At 69.7% G+C, this 16,514-nt stretch carries 18 protein-coding genes; all 18 read right to left on the bottom strand.

Annotated features, from left to right (window positions below; translation table 11 throughout):
- Window positions 1-134: 134 nt before the first annotated feature.
- The gene (gene atpD / locus GEV10_21835) at window positions 135-1,562 is read right to left on the bottom strand and encodes a F0F1 ATP synthase subunit beta (protein ID MQA81089.1); all 1,428 of its coding nucleotides are present in this window, start codon (window positions 1,560-1,562) and stop codon (window positions 135-137) included.
- Between the two features lie 12 nt (window positions 1,563-1,574).
- A complete protein-coding gene (locus GEV10_21830; protein MQA81088.1) occupies window positions 1,575-2,480 on the bottom strand; it encodes a F0F1 ATP synthase subunit gamma in 906 nt (301 codons plus the stop codon).
- A 5-nt stretch (window positions 2,481-2,485) separates the two neighbouring features.
- Entirely contained in the window at window positions 2,486-4,126 is a 1,641-nt protein-coding gene (locus tag GEV10_21825; GenBank protein ID MQA81087.1) for a F0F1 ATP synthase subunit alpha, read from the bottom strand.
- A gap of 29 nt (window positions 4,127-4,155) precedes the next feature.
- Window positions 4,156-4,989, bottom strand: coding sequence for a F0F1 ATP synthase subunit delta (locus GEV10_21820; protein ID MQA81086.1), 834 nt, complete (start codon window positions 4,987-4,989; stop codon window positions 4,156-4,158).
- Window positions 4,990-5,017: 28 nt separating this feature from the next.
- Window positions 5,018-5,548: a F0F1 ATP synthase subunit B gene (locus GEV10_21815; protein ID MQA81085.1), complete on the bottom strand. Its 531-nt coding sequence runs from the start codon at window positions 5,546-5,548 to the stop codon at window positions 5,018-5,020.
- Between the two features lie 32 nt (window positions 5,549-5,580).
- Window positions 5,581-5,811 carry an ATP synthase F0 subunit C gene (atpE, locus tag GEV10_21810; protein ID MQA81084.1) on the bottom strand — a complete coding sequence of 77 codons (231 nt, stop codon included), beginning with the start codon at window positions 5,809-5,811 and terminating at the stop codon, window positions 5,581-5,583.
- A 71-nt stretch (window positions 5,812-5,882) separates the two neighbouring features.
- On the bottom strand, window positions 5,883-6,713 hold the full coding sequence (gene atpB / locus GEV10_21805; protein ID MQA81083.1) for a F0F1 ATP synthase subunit A: 831 nt from the start codon (window positions 6,711-6,713) through the stop codon (window positions 5,883-5,885).
- A 28-nt stretch (window positions 6,714-6,741) separates the two neighbouring features.
- A complete protein-coding gene (locus GEV10_21800; protein ID MQA81082.1) occupies window positions 6,742-6,960 on the bottom strand; it encodes a hypothetical protein in 219 nt (72 codons plus the stop codon).
- 57 nt (window positions 6,961-7,017) lie between these two features.
- Window positions 7,018-7,428 carry a hypothetical protein gene (locus GEV10_21795; GenBank protein ID MQA81081.1) on the bottom strand — a complete coding sequence of 137 codons (411 nt, stop codon included), beginning with the start codon at window positions 7,426-7,428 and terminating at the stop codon, window positions 7,018-7,020.
- 350 nt (window positions 7,429-7,778) lie between these two features.
- Complete coding sequence (locus GEV10_21790) at window positions 7,779-8,879, bottom strand: undecaprenyl/decaprenyl-phosphate alpha-N-acetylglucosaminyl 1-phosphate transferase (protein ID MQA81080.1); 1,101 nt, start codon at window positions 8,877-8,879, stop codon at window positions 7,779-7,781.
- 44 nt (window positions 8,880-8,923) lie between these two features.
- Complete coding sequence (locus GEV10_21785; protein ID MQA81079.1) at window positions 8,924-10,195, bottom strand: aminotransferase class I/II-fold pyridoxal phosphate-dependent enzyme; 1,272 nt, start codon at window positions 10,193-10,195, stop codon at window positions 8,924-8,926.
- Window positions 10,196-10,289: 94 nt separating this feature from the next.
- Window positions 10,290-11,246, bottom strand: coding sequence for a VWA domain-containing protein (locus GEV10_21780; protein ID MQA81078.1), 957 nt, complete (start codon window positions 11,244-11,246; stop codon window positions 10,290-10,292).
- Entirely contained in the window at window positions 11,246-12,181 is a 936-nt protein-coding gene (locus GEV10_21775; protein MQA81077.1) for a DUF58 domain-containing protein, read from the bottom strand. The genes GEV10_21780 and GEV10_21775 overlap by 1 nt, the downstream gene beginning before the upstream one ends.
- Before the next feature lie 5 nt (window positions 12,182-12,186).
- Window positions 12,187-13,281, bottom strand: coding sequence for an AAA domain-containing protein (locus tag GEV10_21770; protein ID MQA81076.1), 1,095 nt, complete (start codon window positions 13,279-13,281; stop codon window positions 12,187-12,189).
- Between the two features lie 131 nt (window positions 13,282-13,412).
- Window positions 13,413-14,069 (bottom strand): threonylcarbamoyl-AMP synthase, encoded by a 657-nt coding sequence (locus GEV10_21765; protein MQA81075.1) that lies wholly within the window; start codon window positions 14,067-14,069, stop codon window positions 13,413-13,415.
- Between the two features lie 19 nt (window positions 14,070-14,088).
- Window positions 14,089-14,955, bottom strand: coding sequence for a peptide chain release factor N(5)-glutamine methyltransferase (gene prmC, locus GEV10_21760; protein MQA81074.1), 867 nt, complete (start codon window positions 14,953-14,955; stop codon window positions 14,089-14,091).
- Window positions 14,956-14,957: 2 nt separating this feature from the next.
- Window positions 14,958-16,034: a peptide chain release factor 1 gene (gene prfA / locus GEV10_21755; GenBank protein MQA81073.1), complete on the bottom strand. Its 1,077-nt coding sequence runs from the start codon at window positions 16,032-16,034 to the stop codon at window positions 14,958-14,960.
- Window positions 16,035-16,202: 168 nt separating this feature from the next.
- Entirely contained in the window at window positions 16,203-16,436 is a 234-nt protein-coding gene (gene rpmE, locus GEV10_21750) for a 50S ribosomal protein L31 (GenBank protein MQA81072.1), read from the bottom strand.
- Window positions 16,437-16,514: the final 78 nt, after the last annotated feature.

Here is a 16,514-nt window from a genome sequence, read left to right as displayed (position 1 = left end):
AGCCCGCCGAGCATCTCCGCAGCGAACGCCACCAGCCGCGGCCTGACCTGGTCCATCTCCTCCGGGGTCACGGATCAGAACACGACCACATCACGAGCCGGATCAGCGGTAGCGACACACGTAACAAAGTACTACTAGGAACCGAGCTTCTCGGCGGCGGCCTTGACGTCGTCGAGGCCACCGCAGAGCAGGAACGCCTGCTCGGGCAGGTGGTCGAGCTCGCCGTCGCACAGCGCCTTGAAGGACGAGATCGTCTCGTCGAGCGGGACGAACGAGCCCTCCTGGCCGGTGAACTGCTGGGCCGAGTACATGTTCTGCGACAGGAACCGCTGGATCCGCCGCGCCCGGCCGACGACGACCTTGTCCTCCTCGGAGAGCTCGTCGATGCCGAGGATCGCGATGATGTCCTGCAGGTCCTTGTAGCGCTGCAGGATCTCCTTGACCCGGCTCGCCACCCGGTGGTGCTCCTCCCCCACGTACAGCGGGTCGAGGATGCGCGACGACGAGGCGAGCGGGTCGACCGCCGGGAAGATGCCCAGCGCGAAGACGTCGCGAGAGAGCTCGGTGGTGGCGTCGAGGTGCGCGAACGTGGTCGCCGGCGCCGGGTCGGTGTAGTCGTCGGCCGGGACGAACACCGCCTGCATCGACGTGATCGCGTGGCCCCTCGTCGAGGTGATCCGCTCCTGCAGCTGACCCATCTCGTCGGCCAGCGTCGGCTGGTAGCCCACCGCGGACGGCATGCGGCCGAGCAGCGTCGAGACCTCCGAGCCTGCCTGGGTGAAGCGGAAGATGTTGTCGATGAACAGCAGCACGTCCTGGCCCTGGACGTCGCGGAAGTACTCCGCCATCGTCAGGGCGCCGAGCGCGACGCGGAGCCGGGTGCCCGGCGGCTCGTCCATCTGACCGAACACCAGGGCGGTGTCGTTGATGACGCCGTCCTCGGTCATCTCCAGGAAGAGGTCGTTGCCCTCACGGGTGCGCTCGCCGACGCCCGCGAACACCGAGGTACCGCCGAAGTTCCTGGCGACGCGGATGATCATCTCCTTGATGAGCACCGTCTTGCCCACGCCGGCGCCGCCGAACAGGCCGATCTTGCCGCCCTGGACGTACGGGGTCAGCAGGTCGATGACCTTGAGGCCGGTCTGCAGCATCTCGGTCTTCGGCGCCAGGTCGACGAACGCGGGCGCCGACCGGTGGATCGGCCACCGCTCGCCGGACAGGTCGAGGTCCGGGTCGTCGAGGCACTTGCCGAGGACGTTGAAGACGTGGCCCTTGACCTGGTCGCCGACCGGGACGCTGATCGCCTCGCCCGTGTTGCGTACCGCCGTGCCGCGCACCATGCCGTCCTGCGGCTGCATGCAGATCGCGCGGACGAGGTTGTCGCCCAGGTGCTGCGCGACCTCGAGGGTCAGCGTGCGGGTCTCCCCCAGCAGTTCCACGTCGACCTCGAGCGCGTGGAACAGGGCCGGCATCGCCTCCGTGGGGAACTCCACGTCGACGACCGGTCCGATGACCCGCGCGATCCTGCCGGTCGCGGTGTCGGTGTCAGCCGTGACAGTCATAAGTCGTTGTCCTCATTCCCCTGCGGTGGCATCTGCCAGCGCGTTCGCGCCACCGACGATTTCACTGATTTCCTGGGTGATCTGGGCCTGCCGGGCCTGGTTCTGCAGCCGGGTGTACTTCTGCACCAGCTCGTTGGCGTTGTCCGTCGCGGACTTCATCGCCCGCTGCCTGGCCGCCTGCTCCGACGCCGCGGCCTGCAGCATCGCGTTGTAGATGCGACTGTTGATGTAGCGCGGGAGCAGCTCCTCGAGCACCTGCTCGGGGGACGGCTCGAACTCGTACAGCGGGAAGGCGCCTGCCTGCGGCTCCTCGTCGGACTCCTCGACCTCGAGCGGGAGGAGGCGCCGCACCGCGGGCCGCTGGGTCAGCATCGACACGAACTCGGTGTAGACGATGTGGATCTCGTCGACGCCGCCCTCGTCGGTCGGCGTGAGGAACGCGTCGATCAGGGTCTGCCCGACCTTGCGCGCGTCCTCGTACGCGGGCTGCTCGGCGAACCCGTTCCACGACTCGGCGAACTCGCGGTCGCGGAAGCGGTACCAGTTGATGCCCTTCGTCCCCGTGAGGTACGGGATGACGGTCTTGCTCTGCTCGCCGAGCAGGCCGATGAGTCCCTCGCCCTCCCTGAGGACGTTGGACGAGTACGCGCCGGCGTACCCGCGGTCGGCCGTGACGAGCAGCATCGCCGCCCGGGTGGGGTTGTCGGCCTCGGTCAGCAGCGGGTGGTCGACCGTGGCGTTGCTGGCCGCGGACGACACCGCCGCAGTGATCTCCTTGGCGTACGGGTTCGACGCGGCGACGCGCTGCCTGGCCTTGACGATGCGCGACGCGGCGACGAGCTCCATCGCCCGGGTGATCTTCGCCGTCGACTTCACCGAACGGATCCGGCGACGGTACGTCTGGAAGGTCTCGGCCATGACGCCTACTTACCCGACCTGCGGCGGACGGTGATCTTCTCCTGGTCGACGTCCTCCTCCTCCAGCGACTCGACCGGCTCGTCCTTGACGAGGATCTCGCCGCTCGAGGTCTGGAACTGCTTCTTGAACTCGGCGAGCGCGCTCTCGAGGATGGTGAAGCCGTCGTCGTCGAGCTCGCCGGTCTCGACGATCTGCGCGTAGACCCCGGAGTGGTCGCGACCGACCGTCTCGATGAACTCGCGCTCGAACCTCGCGACGTCCTCGACCGCGACCTCTTCGATGTTGCCCGCACCGAGCCACATCGAGACGACCTGGTGCTCGACCGGGTACGGCGTGTACTGCGGCTGCTTCAGCAGCTCCATCTGCCGCTCACCGCGCGCGAGCTGCGCCATCGACGCGGCGTCGAGGCCGGACCCGAACTGCGCGAACGCCTCGAGCTCGCGGAACTGCGCGAGGTCGATCTTCAACCGGCCGCTGACCTTCCGCATCGCCTTGACCTGGGCGGAGCCACCGACGCGGGAGACCGAGTTGCCGACGTCGATCGCGGGTCGCTGACCCTGGTTGAACAGGTCGGACTGCAAGAACAGCTGACCGTCGGTGATGGAGATGACGTTCGTCGGGATGTAGGCCGAGATGTCGTTGGCCTTCGTCTCGATGATCGGCAGGCCGGTCATCGAGCCGGCACCGAGCTCGTCCGACAGCTTCGCGCAGCGCTCGAGCAGGCGCGAGTGCAGGTAGAACACGTCGCCCGGGTAGGCCTCGCGGCCCGGCGGGCGGCGCAGCAGCAACGACACGGCGCGGTACGCCTCGGCCTGCTTGGTGAGGTCGTCGAAGATGATCAGGACGTGCTTGCCCTCGTACATCCAGTGCTGCCCGATCGAGGAGCCGGTGTACGGGGCGATGTACTTGTAGCCCGCAGGGTCGGACGCGGGAGCGGCGACGATCGTCGTGTACTCGAGCGCGCCGTTCTCCTCCAGCGTGGTGCGGACCTGCGCGATCGTCGAGCCCTTCTGGCCGATCGCCACGTAGATGCACCGGACCTGCTTGGCCGGATCGCCGGTCTCCCAGTTGGCCTTCTGGTTGAGGATCGCGTCGATCGCCACCGCGGTCTTGCCGGTCTGCCGGTCACCGATGATCAGCTCACGCTGACCGCGGCCGATCGGGATCATCGAGTCGATCGCCTTGATGCCGGTCTGCAGCGGCTCCTTCACCGGCTGGCGCTGGACGACCGTCGGCGCCTGCAGCTCCAGCACGCGGGTCTGGTCGGTCTCGACGTCGCCCTTGCCGTCGAGCGGCTTGCCCAGCGCGTCGACGACCCGGCCGAGGTATGCGTCGCCGACGGGGACGCTCAGCACCTCGCCGGTGCGGCGGACCTGCTGGCCCTCCTCGATGCCGCCGTACTCACCGAGCACGATGACACCGATGTCGCGTACGTCGAGGTCGAGCGCGAGGCCGCGGGTGCCGTCCTCGAACTCCAGCAGCTCGTTCGCCATCGCCGACGGGAGCCCCTCGACGCGCGCGATGCCGTCGCCACAGAAGATGACCGTGCCGACCTCTTCTCGCGACGCCGCCTCGGGCTCGTACGACTGGACGAAACGCTGCAGCGCATCCCGGATCTCCTCCGGGCGAATGGTCAGCTCCGCCATCTCTCGCTTCCTTCGATCGTTCGTGCGTGTCAGCCGGCCAGCCGACGCCGCGCGTCGGCCAGTCGTGAGTTGACCGTGCCGTCGATGAGATCGTCGCCCACCTGGACGCGAATGCCACCGCCGATGCCGGGGTCGACCTCGATGTCGAGGTGCACCTGCCGGCCGTACTGCCGTGCGAGCGTCGTCGCGAGCCGCTCGCGGTGCTCGTCGGAGAGCGCCACGGCGGTCACGACGTGCGCGATCAGCTCGCGACGCCTCGCCGCGACCATGCGCGCGTATCCCTGCAGGGCGCCCTCGACCGAGCGGCCGCGCAGGTGCGTCGCCGCCTCGTCGGCGAGGCGCGCGGTCACCCCGCTCACCTGGTCGCCGAGCAGGTCGCGGACCAGGGCCCGCTTGCTGTCGGCCGGCGCGGCGGCGTCGGACAGCGCGCGCCGCAGGCCGGCCGTGCCGTCGACGATCCTGGCGAACCGGAATAGCTCGTCCTCGATCGCGACGTCGCTGCCGTCGCGGTCGACGGAGCCGACCAGGGCGAACACCGCGGCGCGCTCCAGGGCGTCGGCCAGGTCGCCCGCACGCGCCCACCGCTCGGACACCGCCGCCTGGACAATCCGCAGCGTCGCCGCGGACACCTTGCCGTCGAGCAGCGCACCGACCATCTCGCGCCTGCCGTCCGCCGAGGACGTCGCGTCGCTCAGCGTGCGGCGCAGGCCGTGCTCGGAGTCGAGCAGCCGGACGACCGCCAGCAGCTCGTCGCCCACCGCCGCGAGGTCCGCGGACGAGTCGTCCGCCACCTCGCCGAGCGCGCGCTCGACCGCGACACGCGAGGCGCGACTCGCGCCGCCTACCTCTGCCCCGCTAGTCATGCGCGCCCTCCCACGCTTGCGGTTCCGCTCACACCTTCTCCTGCTCGAGCTCCTCCAGGAAGCGGTCGACGATGCGCCGCTGCCTGGCCTCGTCCTCCAGCGACTCGCCCACGATGCGACCGGCGAGATCGGCGGACATCCGACCGACCTCCTGGCGCAGCTGCGCGACCACCTGCTGGCGGTCGGCGTCCATCTGCGCCCTGGCACCCTCGACGATGCGCTGGGCCTCGGTGCGGGCGCTCTCCCTGGCCTCGTCGACGATCGCCTTGCCGTCGGCGTGTGCCTTCTCGCGGATCTGCGCGGCCTCCTGGCGGGCCTCGGAGAGCTGCTGGCGGTACTTCTCCAGCGTCTCCTGCGCCTCGGCCTGGGCCTTCTCCGCCCGCTCGATGCCGCCCTCGATCGCGTTGGTGCGTTCCTCGAGCGTCTTCTTGATGCCCGGGTAGGCCATCTTCGCGAGCAGCCCGAAGAGCGCCAGGAAGCAGATCGTGCCGATGATCAGCTCGCCGATCGGCGGGATCAGCGGGTTGCCACCCGGCTCGGCGGCGAGAATCGACGTCATCGCGTCTCTCCCCTAACTCTCGGCTCGATCGATCACGCGGGGAACGGGTACACGAACGGCATGACGATGCCGATCAGTGCCAGCGCCTCGCTCAGCGCGAAGCCGATGAACATGTAGACGCGGAGCATGCCCGCGGCCTCGGGCTGTCGGGCCATCGCCTGCACGCCCATGCCGAACACGATGCCGACACCGATGCCGGGGCCGATCGCGGCGAGGCCGTAGCCGATGGAGCCGAGGTTACCGACGATCTCTGCCAGTTCCATCCTTGAGTTCCTTCTCCTTCAGTGCCGATGGGGGTCCACCGGCGGACGGTCGGTTGCGAACAACGGAGTAATCAGTGCCCGTGCATCGCCTCGCCGATGTAGGACGCGGTGAGCACGGTGAAGATGTACGCCTGCAGGATCTGCACCACGAACTCGAACGCCGTCAGCACGAGCACCATGGCGAACGAGACACCGGCCACCGCCGCACCGATGTGCGGGATCAGCCAGTACTCGGCGGCCACGCTGAAGATCAGGATCAGGATGTGGCCGGCGAACATGTTGGCGAAGAGACGGACGGCCAGCGTGACCGGGCGGAAGACGAACGTCGACAGCAGCTCGATCGGCGACAGGATCGGCAGCACCCACGCGGGCGCTCCTGGCGGGACGAGGGCGTTCTTCACGTACCCGCCGAGGCCTTGGTGCTTGATGCCGACGGCCCACATGATCAGGTAGCTCATGATCGCGAACGGCCAGGTGAACGCCGTGATCGAGGTCGGCGCGATCTGCGCGCCGGGGACGATCCCCATGACGTTCATGAAGAAGATGAACAGGAAGAGGGTCGCGAGGTACGGCGCCCACTTCTCCCCGCCCTTGCCAATGACGTCGCGGCAGATGCCGATCCTGATGAAGTCGTAGAACAGCTCCACGATGTTCTGGAAGCCGCGCGGCACCAGCTTCGCCTTGCGGAACGCGGCCGTGATCGCGATCGCGATCAGGACCGTGATGATCAGCACGAGCAGCACGGGCTTGGTGAGCGCGAACGGGCCGAACTCGATGGCCCACAGCGGCTCGTAGTGGAACGAGTGCAGGCCGGGCGCGGGGAACCCGCACCCGGAGAAGATCTTGCAGTGGGGCTCTGATCCCTGTACGAGATCGGACCCGAGGACGAGGTCGGCGGCGATCACCAGGACACCTTCCCGAGACGGCGCATCACTTCATACGCACGAGACGGACGTACAACATGTAGATGCCCAGGCCGATGCCGACCACCAACCCGATGGGCAGGAAGAGCGTGCGGTGCACGACGAACTTGTCGAGCACCCAACCGATACCGCCGTAGACCGCCATGCCCGAGAACATCAGGCTCAGGCCGGTCCACCCCATGCCGGCTGCCGCACGGTGCTCTTCCTGCGGATCCGGTGTGCTCATCCCGTTGCGGACGATAGCAGCGCTCCTTCCGCTGGGCGATCCGGGGAGGCGTGGTGATCACGACTGCTCACCACCCGTGGGATCGACGTAGAGGATGCGCTGCTTGAAGAAGGTGCGCACCTCCCCGGCCATCCACACGATCGTGCAGCCGACCACGGTGAACGCGAACGCCTTGGGCTCCATCCACCGCGCGTCGACGAACGCGCCGATGATCAGGAACAGCACCAGCATCTTGACCGCGTACGTGCCGAGCGCGACCGGGAGCATCAGCTGCGGGAAGACCTGACCGGCCTTCGCGACGGCGACGAGACTGACGGTGAAGAACGCCCCCACGATCACCGCGCCGAACGCGGCACCGAGGCTGCCCTTGCCACCGAAGACCACACCGGCGACGACCATCGCCACGACCGCCGCGACGGCGGTGGGAATGGCAGCCCCGCGAAGGAGGCGGAGGTCGATCGCCTGCATGCGGTTGGCCTCCGGGCCGGTGGTGTCGGTAGGACGTCTGCTCGGGGGTCTAGCTCGGGGTCGGGCTCAGAGTCTTGCTCAACGGGTCGTACGTAGATTCGGCGGGTCGCGGCACAGGGCCTCGAGACCGCCGGGGGATCCGTAGGTGATCCCGCTCGTGAAAGCTATCACAAAGTCCTTGGGGAAGTCTTTACCGGCCTCGGGGTGATCTTCCCTGCACTCCCACGCCCCGCCCATGGGCGTCTCGCGACCCCGGGCGCCGGCCTGTGAGGGGCACCCTCACCGCTCCCTGACCCGGTCGGGGTGCCCCTCACCGGTGGCCGCCGCCAGGTGCGAGGGGCCGGGATCGGTCAACGGCTCTTCCAGCGGGCGACCACGCGGGGGATGTTGATCGCCACGAGCGCGAGGACGCCGCAGCCCGCGGTGATCGAGAGCACGACGATGGGCACGCCGTGGAAGGCCGTCGCCACCACGGTGCCGGCGATCAGCGCCGCCCAGGAGTACATGATCAGCACCGCGCGTCGCTGCGAATGGCCGATCCGCAGCAGCCGGTGGTGCATGTGCAACTTGTCCGGCGCCCAGGGGGCCTTGCCGGACAAGGTTCTTCGTAAGACCGCGAGCAGCATGTCGACGAACGGCACGGCGAAGACCGCGACGGGCACCAGCAGCGGCAAAGCCGCGGGGAGCACGTTGGCCGAGGTGAGCGAGTCGACGCCGACCTGTCCGGTGAGGGTGATCATGCCCGCCGCGAGCATCAGGCCGATCAGCATCGAGCCGGAGTCGCCCATGAACAGCTTCGCGGGATGGAAGTTGTGCGGCAGGAACCCGATGCAGATGCCGACCAGGATCGCGGTGAACAGCGTGGGGGCGGTGGCGCGCTGGAGACCGTTGACGAACGACAGCAGCCACGAGTACGAGAAGAACGCCGCCGCGGCGATGCCGGCGATGCCTGCGGCGAGCCCGTCGAGGCCGTCGACGAAGTTGATCGCGTTCATCATCGCCACGACGAGCAGCACCGTCACGATGACGCCGAGATCACGACCGAGCCCGATCGTCTGCCCCGGCAACGGCAACCACACCATCTGGATGCCACTGAGCACCATGACGCCGGCGGCGACCACCTGGCCGGAGAGCTTCGTCAGCGGGTCGAGGGTGAACCGGTCGTCGACTGCGCCGACCAGGACGACGATGCCACCGCCGAGCAGCACGCCCAACCAGGTCTTGTCGATGAACACGACCGACAGGCGGGGCAGCTGCGCGGCGACGAACAGTCCCGCGGCGAGCCCGACGTACATCGCGAGGCCGCCGAGCCGCGGCGTGGGGATCGCGTGGACGTCACGGTCGCGCACCGCCGTCATCGCGCCCGCCCGCACCGCGAACCGCCGGGCGAGCGGTGTCGTGAAGTACGTCACGGCCGCGACCAGCAGGACGGTCAGCACATACTCGCGCACCTACCGCCCCCCAACTCGCCGGACGCCTCCACGGTGTGCCGCCGTCAGACCGGGTACGCCGGGAACCTGGCCACCAGCGCGCCGACCGCTCCGGCGATCTCGGTGGTCGCGGAGCCGTCCTCGTCGCGGACGGCCCGGCCGATGAGCGACGCGACCTCCTTCATCTCGGTGGTCGTCATGCCCTGGGTGGTGACCGACGGCGAGCCGACCCTGATGCCGGACGCGGTCATCGGTGGCTGCGGGTCGAACGGGACGGCGTTCTTGTTCAGCGTGATCTTCGCCGCATCGCACCGCGTCTCGGCGTCCTTGCCCGTGACGCCGACTGCACGGAGGTCGATCAGTGCGAGGTGGGTGTCGGTGCCGCCGGAGACCGGCCGCATGCCGTCGGCCTCGAGAGCCGCGGCGAGTGCCTGTGCGTTGGCGATCACCTGGCGCGCGTAGTCGGCGAAGCTCGGCTGCAGCGCCTCCTTGAGCGCCACGGCCTTGGCGGCGACGGAATGCATCAGCGGGCCACCCTGCGCGAACGGGAAGACCGACTTGTCGATCGCCTTGGCGAGCTCCTCCCGGCACAGGATCATGCCGCCGCGGGGACCGCGCAGCACCTTGTGCGTGGTGAAGCAGACGACGTCGGCGTACGGGACAGGCGACGGGATCGCCTTGCCCGCCACCAGTCCGATGAAGTGCGCCGCGTCGACCATCAGCTTGGCGTCGACCTCGTCGGCGATCGAGCGGAACGCCTCGAAGTCGATCAGCCGCGAGTACGCGGTCGCGCCGCACACGATCATCTTCGGCCGGTGCTGCTTGGCGAGGTCGCGCACCTCGTCGTAGTCGATGAGCTCGTCGTCCTGCCGTACGCCGTACGAGACGACGTCGAACCACTTGCCGGAGAAGTTTACCTTGCTGCCGTGGGTGAGGTGCCCACCGTGCTTGAGGTCCATCGCGAGGACGGTGTCGCCGGGCGAGAGCAGCGCGGCGTAGGCCGCGAAGTTCGCCTGCGCACCGGAGTGCGGCTGGAGGTTTGCGTGCTCCGCGCCGAAGAGCTCCTTGGCGCGCGCGATGCCGATCTCCTCGGCGATGTCGACCTGCTCGCATCCGCCGTAGTAGCGCCGGCCCGGGTAGCCCTCCGCGTACTTGTTGGTGAGCGTCGAGCCGAGGGCGGCGATCACGGCCGGCGAGCTGAAGTTCTCGCTGGCGATGAGCTGGAGGCCACCACGCAACCGGTCGAGCTCACCAAGGACCACCTCGGCGATCTCGGGGTCGTCGTCACGGAGCTGGGCGAAGTCGGGGCCCCAGAACGGAACCTCTCGCGCGGTCATACCTGTCTCCCGGAAGGTCGCGGTATCGGCGAAGCCACTGTATTGCCCGCGGCCTGCCGCGGGCATCGCGCCTCCCCCGCGGCGTCAGCGGCCCCTACGGGAACTTGCTCGTCAGCGCCAGACCGATCAGAGCCGTGAGGAACATCAACCCGGCGCCGATGAACGCCCAGCGTCCGGTGGTCTCCTTGTACTCCTTGACGTAGCCGATGGACGAGCCGAGGTCCTGGTAGACCTGGTTGAGCCGCTTCGCGTCCTGGGCCTCGTAGAACTTGCCGCCGGTGATCTCGGCGATCATCCGCAGCGCATCGGGATCGGGCGAGACGGTCTGCGGGAACGGGTCGGGCGGGATCGTCACGGTGCCGGAGTCGGTGCCGAACGCGATCGTCGAGACGGGCACCTTCTGCCGTTTCGCGGCGTTGGCCGCCTCCTCGTTCGAGCGACCGACGGTCGACTCGCCGTCGGACATGAGCACGACCGCCGCCGGCACGCGCTTGTCGCTGCCGTCGGGCTTCGGCGCCAGCTTGACTGCGTCGAGCGACGAGAAGATGCCCTCGCCGATGGCCGTGTACTTGTCCACCTGCAGGTCGTCGATGCCGGTCGCCATCGCCGCACGGTCGGTCGTCGGCGGCACCTTGACGCTGCCACTCCTGGAGAACGCCACCAGGCCGACGTTGATCTTCGGCGGGACGGTGTCCAGGAACTTCTTCGCCGCTTCCTTGGCGGCGCTGATCCGGTCGGGCTCGACGTCGCCGGACAGCATCGACGGCGAGACGTCCATCGCCAGGATCACGGTCGCCCGCTCTCGCGGGACCTTGACCGCGTACGCGGGACGCGCCGCCGCGATCAGCACGATCGCGAGGGTGCACAGGAACGCGACGGCAGGCAGGTGCTTGCGCCAGCTCGGGCGACGGGGGGCGACCTTGTCGAGGAGGTTGATATTGGTGAACCTGACGGCGTACCGCTTCCTGCGCCGCTGCATGAAGATGTAGAGGCCGATGAGCGCCAGGATCAGCAGGCCGAGCCACAACCTGCCCGGCGAGAGGAAATGCATCAGTGGGTCCTCCTCGCCATGCGCGCGATCCGCTCCCGCCGCTGAGCGACGAACTGCACGAGATCGTGCAGCCAATCCCGGTCGGTGTGCAGCACGAGGTGGTCGGCCGCGGCGGAACGGATGGCGGCACCGATCCGCTCGCGCTCCTGCGTCGCCGCCTCGGCGTACCTGCGACGCATTCTCGCATTGCCGGTGTCGATCTCCCGACCGTTGCCGGTCTCGGGGTCGAACACGGTGATCACCCCGACGTTGGGGATCGCCATCTCGACCGGGTCGATCACCTCCACCACGAGCACGTTGTGCCTGGTGGTGAGCCGCCGCAGCTCGGTCGACCAGTCGCTGTCGTCGAGGAAGTCGGAGATCACCACGACGAGCCCGCGGCGCCGCGCCATCATGCCGGTACGCCTGATCGCCGCGGCGAGCCTCGTCTGGCCCTCGTCGGCGTCGAGATGCGTCATCAGGGTGCGGAGCAGCCCCGTCACGTGCACGCGGCCCGACCGGGCCGGGATCGTCGTGTAGCCCCCCGGCCTGCCCAGCACCGCGCCGATCCTGTTGCCCACGCGCTGGGTGAGGAACGCGACGGCGCCCGCCGCCGCCACCGCGAGGTCGTCCTTCTCACACGCGGCCGTGCCGTAGTCGAGGCTGGCGCTGACGTCGACGCACAGCCACGTCTCGAGCTCACGGTCGGCGATCGTCTCGCGCACGAACGGCTCGATCATCCGCGCCGTGACGTTCCAGTCGATGTGCCGGACGTCGTCGCCGAGCTGGTACGCGCGCGTCTCGCCGTACTCGCTGCCGTGTCCGGGCACGAGGCCGTGGTACTCCCCCTGCAGCAGGCCGTCGAGCTTCCGCGTGACGGTGAGCTCCAGCCTGCGCAGGATCTCCTCGGTGCCTCCGGCGAAGATGCTCGGCTGCGTCACCTGTTCTGGCGGCATCGCGGTCAACCCCGGTACGGGGCGGGCGGGCCTGCCTGCCCGGCCTGGACACGATGGTCGGGGTGCGGCGGCGGCGCACCGTTGGGCGGCAGGTGTCGCGGCGTGCCGGTGAGCGGGGTCGAGCCATCGAGCCGTGGCAGGCCGATGCCCTGGAGCACCCGCGAGACGATCTCGTCGGCGCTGAGGCTCTGCGCCAGCGCCTCGTACGAGAGCACCAGGCGGTGCCGCAGCACGTCGGCGGCGACGTCGTAGACGTCCTGCGGGACGAGGAAGTCGCGGCCGCGCAGCAGGGCGAGCGCACGCCCGGCGGCGATGAGGCCGAGGCTCGCGCGCGGGCTCGCGCCGCACGTCAGCATCGGCTTCAGGTCCTCCAGGCCGTACCTGTCGGGGTCACGGGTCGCGAGGACCAGGGTGACGGCGTAGTCGAGCACCGGCCGGTCGACCCTGATCTGCTTGACCGCCGTCTGGATCGCGACGAGCTGCTCGAGCTCGAGCACCGGCTGGGCGTGCGGCGGGTTGACGCCCATGCGCTCGACGATCTCGACCTCTTCGAGCGGGTGCGGGTACGGCACCAGGATCTTCATCAGGAAGCGGTCGGACTGCGCCTCGGGCAGCGGGTAGACACCCTCCTGCTCGATCGGGTTCTGGGTGGCGAGGACGAGGAACGGCTCCGGCACCGGGTAGGTCTTGCCGCCGATCGACACCTGGTGCTCGGCCATGACCTCCAGCAGCGCCGACTGCACCTTCGCCGGCGCGCGGTTGATCTCGTCCGCGAGCAGGAAGTTGACGAAGACCGGCCCGAGCTCGACATCGAAGGTCTCGGTCGACTGCCGGTAGATGCGGGTGCCCATGATGTCGGCGGGGAGCAGGTCGGGGGTGAACTGGATGCGCGCGAACTTCCCGCCGACCGTGGTCGAGAGGGTCTCGGCGGCCAGCGTCTTCGCCAGCCCCGGCAGGCCCTCGAGCAGCGCGTGCCCCTGCGCGAGCAGGCATACGACGAGCCGTTCGATGACCCGGTCCTGACCGACAATGACCCGCTTGACCTCACGGAGCACCGCGTCCAGGAGCGTCGCCTCACCTGAGCGCTGTGCCTCGGACATGAATCTCCCCTCGTGGACCTGGTGAAACGAAAGCGTAACGGGCGGGCGTGTGCGGCGGTGACGGCGACCGATGCGATCCAGCGAACTTCCAGGAAGATGTCACCGGAACTTTCGCCCGGTCAGCAGCCCGGTCACTCCGCCGGATTCGATTCTGCCAAGCCGGGGAGCACCTTGCGCAGCTCCTCGAGACCGATCACGCCCACGCGGCTGACATACGGGACATCGCCGGTCAGGTCGACGATCGTCGACGGGACGGAGTCCTCGCAGCGTCCGCCGTCGAGGTAGACCGCGACGCTGTCGCCGAGCTGGTCGGCGGCCTCGTCGACGGTCACGGCGGGCGGGCTGCCGGAGACGTTGGCGCTGCTGACGGCGAGTGGCCCGGTCTCGGCGATCAACGCCAGCGCGACGGGGTGCAGGGGCATGCGGACCGCAACGGTGCCGAGGCTGTCGCCGAGGTCCCAGGCGAGCGAGGGGGCGTGTCGGACGATGATCGTGAGGCCGCCCGGCCAGAACTCCCCGGTGAGCACCGACGCGTCGTCGGGCAGGTCGGACACGATGCCGGACAGCATGGTCTCGGAGCCGACGAGCACCGGCACGGGCAGGTCGCGACCGCGCGCCTTCGCCGCCAGCAGCGCCCCCACGGCGTCAGGCGTGAAGGCGTCGGCACCCACGCCGTACACGGTGTCGGTGGGCAGGACCACGAGCTCGCCCCTGCTCACGGCATCGGCAGCCTCGCGGACGCCCGCCTCCCGCTCATCGAGATCCGCGCAGTCGTACGTCCTGCTCACGTGTCCGGCCAATCCATGATCATGTGGGGGGTTCCCGCATCGCGGTGACGAACCTCGGCCTGCCGGCCAGGTCATCGTGGTCTCGTACGTCGGTCCAGCCTTGCAGACGCCGCAGCAGCGCCGGCGCCGCCTCCCCGTGGCCGTCGTCGTGCTCGCACGCGAGCAGCCCGCCGGGTGCGAGCAGGCGCGCGGCGACCCCGGCGACCAGGCGGACGCCGTCGAGACCGTCGGGACCCGCGTAGAGGGCGAGCTCGGGATCGCGGCGGACGTCGGCCGGCACGTCGGCGCCGGTGGGGACGTACGGGGGGTTCGCGACGACGACGTCGACGCCGCCGTCGAGGTCGTGGAGCGCCTCGCGGGCGTCGCCGAGGTGCAGCCGGACGGCGTCCGGCGCGACGGTGTCGACGTTGCGGCGCGCCCACGCGTACGCGTGCTCGTCGACCTCGACCGCGTGGACGCGGACGCCGGGGCGCTCGGTGGCGACCGCCAGCGCGACCGCCGCGGAACCGGTGCACAGGTCGACCACCACGGCGCCGTCGCGCCCGGCGAGCGCGTCGACCACCCAACCGGCGAGCGACTCGGTCTCCGGCCGCGGCACGAACACCCCGGGACCGACGGCGAGCGTGAGGTGCCTGAAGTACGCGGTGCCGGTGATGTGCTGCACGGGCTCGTGCGCCGTGCGCCGGTCGACCGCCACGTCGTACGCCTCGCCCTGCGGTGCGGTGAACGCATCGGCGAGCGCCACCCGTGCAGGTAGCACGCCGAGCACGTGGGCGGCGAGGATCTCGGCGTCGGCCCGCGGCGCCTCGAGCCCCGCGGCACGCAACCGTTCCGTCGCCGCCGCGAGGGTCTCCCTGAGGTCGGCGCGCTCGCCGGTGTCCCGCACCCTCACGTCTGGGAGGCGGCCAGCCGCGCCGCCGAGTCGGCGTCGAGCAGCGACCGGATCACCGGCTCGAGCTCGCCGTCGAGGACGTGGTCGAGGTTGTAGGCCTTGTAGCCCGTGCGGTGGTCGGAGATGCGGTTCTCCGGGAAGTTGTACGTGCGCACGCGCTCGGACCGGTCCACCGTGCGCACCTGGTTGCGCCGCGCCGCCGACGCCTCCTTCTCCGCCTCGGCCTGCCGGAGTGCGAGCAGCCGTGCCCGGAGCATGCGCATGGCGCGGTCGCGGTTCTGCAGCTGGCTGCGCTCGTTCTGGCACGAGACCACGACGCCGGTCGGCACGTGCGTGATGCGGACGGCCGAGTCGGTCGTGTTGACGCTCTGGCCGCCGGGTCCCGAGGACCGGAAGACGTCGATGCGGAGGTCCTTCTCGTCGACCTCGACCTCGTACTCCTCGGCCTCGGGGAACACGAGCACGCCAGCGGCGGAGGTGTGGATGCGGCCCTGCGACTCGGTCACCGGAACCCGCTGGACGCGGTGCACGCCGCCCTCGAACTTGAGCAGGCCGTACGGTCCCGCGCCCGGCTCGGGGGGGCCGCCCCTGACCTTCACCGCCAGGGTGACGTCCTTGTAGCCGCCGAGCCCGGACTCGGTGCCGTCGAGCACCTCGGTGCGAAACCCTCGCTGCTCGGCGTACCTGGAGTACATGCGGAGCAGGTCGCCGGCGAACAGCGCCGACTCCTCGCCACCCTCGCCCGCCTTGATCTCGACGATCGCGTCCTTGTCGTCGGCCGGGTCGCGCGGCGCGAGCAGGCGTCGTACCCGCGCCTCCAGCTCGGCGCGACTCTCGCGCAGCGAGTCGGCCTCGGCGGCGAACGACGAGTCCTCGGCCGAGAGCTCCACCGCGGCCTGCAGGTCGTTGCCGGCGTCCTGCCATGCCTTGTGGACCGTGAGGATGCGGCCGAGCTCGGCGTAGCGCCTGCCCAGCTCGCGTGCCTTCGCCTGGTCCCCGTGGATCGCGGGATCGGAGAGCTGCCGCCCCAGCTCGGCATACTCGGTGGCGAGATCGTCGACGACCTCGAACACGGCCGTTTCGCCTGACCCTTCTACTGCTGCCACGCGACCGCTACGTCGCTCCCCGGAGTCCCCGCCCGCCAGTATGCCCCGGGGCGGAGACAGCCGCCCCGCGGACACGAAACGGCGCCGGTCGCGGCACCCGCTACTTGGCGGTGCTGCGCCGGCGCCGGACGATCGCTACTTGGTGTCGCCGTCCGAGCCCTTGCGGGCCTTCTTGTACCGCGACTCGAAGCGCGCGACCCGACCACCGGTGTCGAGGATCTTCTGCTTGCCGGTGTAGAACGGGTGGCAGTTCGAGCACACGTCGGCGTGGATCACGCCGTTCTCGGCGGTGCTGCGCGTGACGAAGGTGTTGCCGCAGGTGCAGGTGACCGTCGTCTCGACGTACTCGGGGTGGATTCCAGCCTTCACGTTGTCTCCTCGCTCGTCAGCACCGGTTCGTCGCGCCAGGTGGACGCGGCGGGAGGCGGTGCCGGTATGCAGCGGAAC

It is taken from the genome of Streptosporangiales bacterium (assembly GCA_009379955.1).
GTDB lineage: Bacteria > Actinomycetota > Actinomycetes > Streptosporangiales > WHST01 > WHST01.
The sequence above is the reverse complement of the archived record's forward strand: the minus strand, read 5'-3'. Positions and strand labels throughout refer to the sequence as shown.

Excerpts from the sequence above, each read along its gene's own strand:
- GEV10_21770 (MQA81076.1), bottom strand. The coding sequence starts at position 13,281 with ATGTCCGAGGCACAGCGCTCAGGTGAGGCGACGCTCCTGGACGCGGTG.
- GEV10_21795 (MQA81081.1), bottom strand. The coding sequence starts at position 7,428 with ATGCAGGCGATCGACCTCCGCCTCCTTCGCGGGGCTGCCATTCCCACC.
- atpD (MQA81089.1), bottom strand. The coding sequence starts at position 1,562 with ATGACTGTCACGGCTGACACCGACACCGCGACCGGCAGGATCGCGCGG.
- GEV10_21820 (MQA81086.1), bottom strand. The coding sequence starts at position 4,989 with ATGACTAGCGGGGCAGAGGTAGGCGGCGCGAGTCGCGCCTCGCGTGTC.
- GEV10_21815 (MQA81085.1), bottom strand. The coding sequence starts at position 5,548 with ATGACGTCGATTCTCGCCGCCGAGCCGGGTGGCAACCCGCTGATCCCG.
- GEV10_21800 (MQA81082.1), bottom strand. The coding sequence starts at position 6,960 with ATGAGCACACCGGATCCGCAGGAAGAGCACCGTGCGGCAGCCGGCATG.
- GEV10_21830 (MQA81088.1), bottom strand. The coding sequence starts at position 2,480 with ATGGCCGAGACCTTCCAGACGTACCGTCGCCGGATCCGTTCGGTGAAG.
- GEV10_21780 (MQA81078.1), bottom strand. The coding sequence starts at position 11,246 with ATGCATTTCCTCTCGCCGGGCAGGTTGTGGCTCGGCCTGCTGATCCTG.
- GEV10_21775 (MQA81077.1), bottom strand. The coding sequence starts at position 12,181 with ATGCCGCCAGAACAGGTGACGCAGCCGAGCATCTTCGCCGGAGGCACC.
- GEV10_21825 (MQA81087.1), bottom strand. The coding sequence starts at position 4,126 with ATGGCGGAGCTGACCATTCGCCCGGAGGAGATCCGGGATGCGCTGCAG.
- GEV10_21785 (MQA81079.1), bottom strand. The coding sequence starts at position 10,195 with ATGACCGCGCGAGAGGTTCCGTTCTGGGGCCCCGACTTCGCCCAGCTC.
- atpE (MQA81084.1), bottom strand. The coding sequence starts at position 5,811 with ATGGAACTGGCAGAGATCGTCGGTAACCTCGGCTCCATCGGCTACGGC.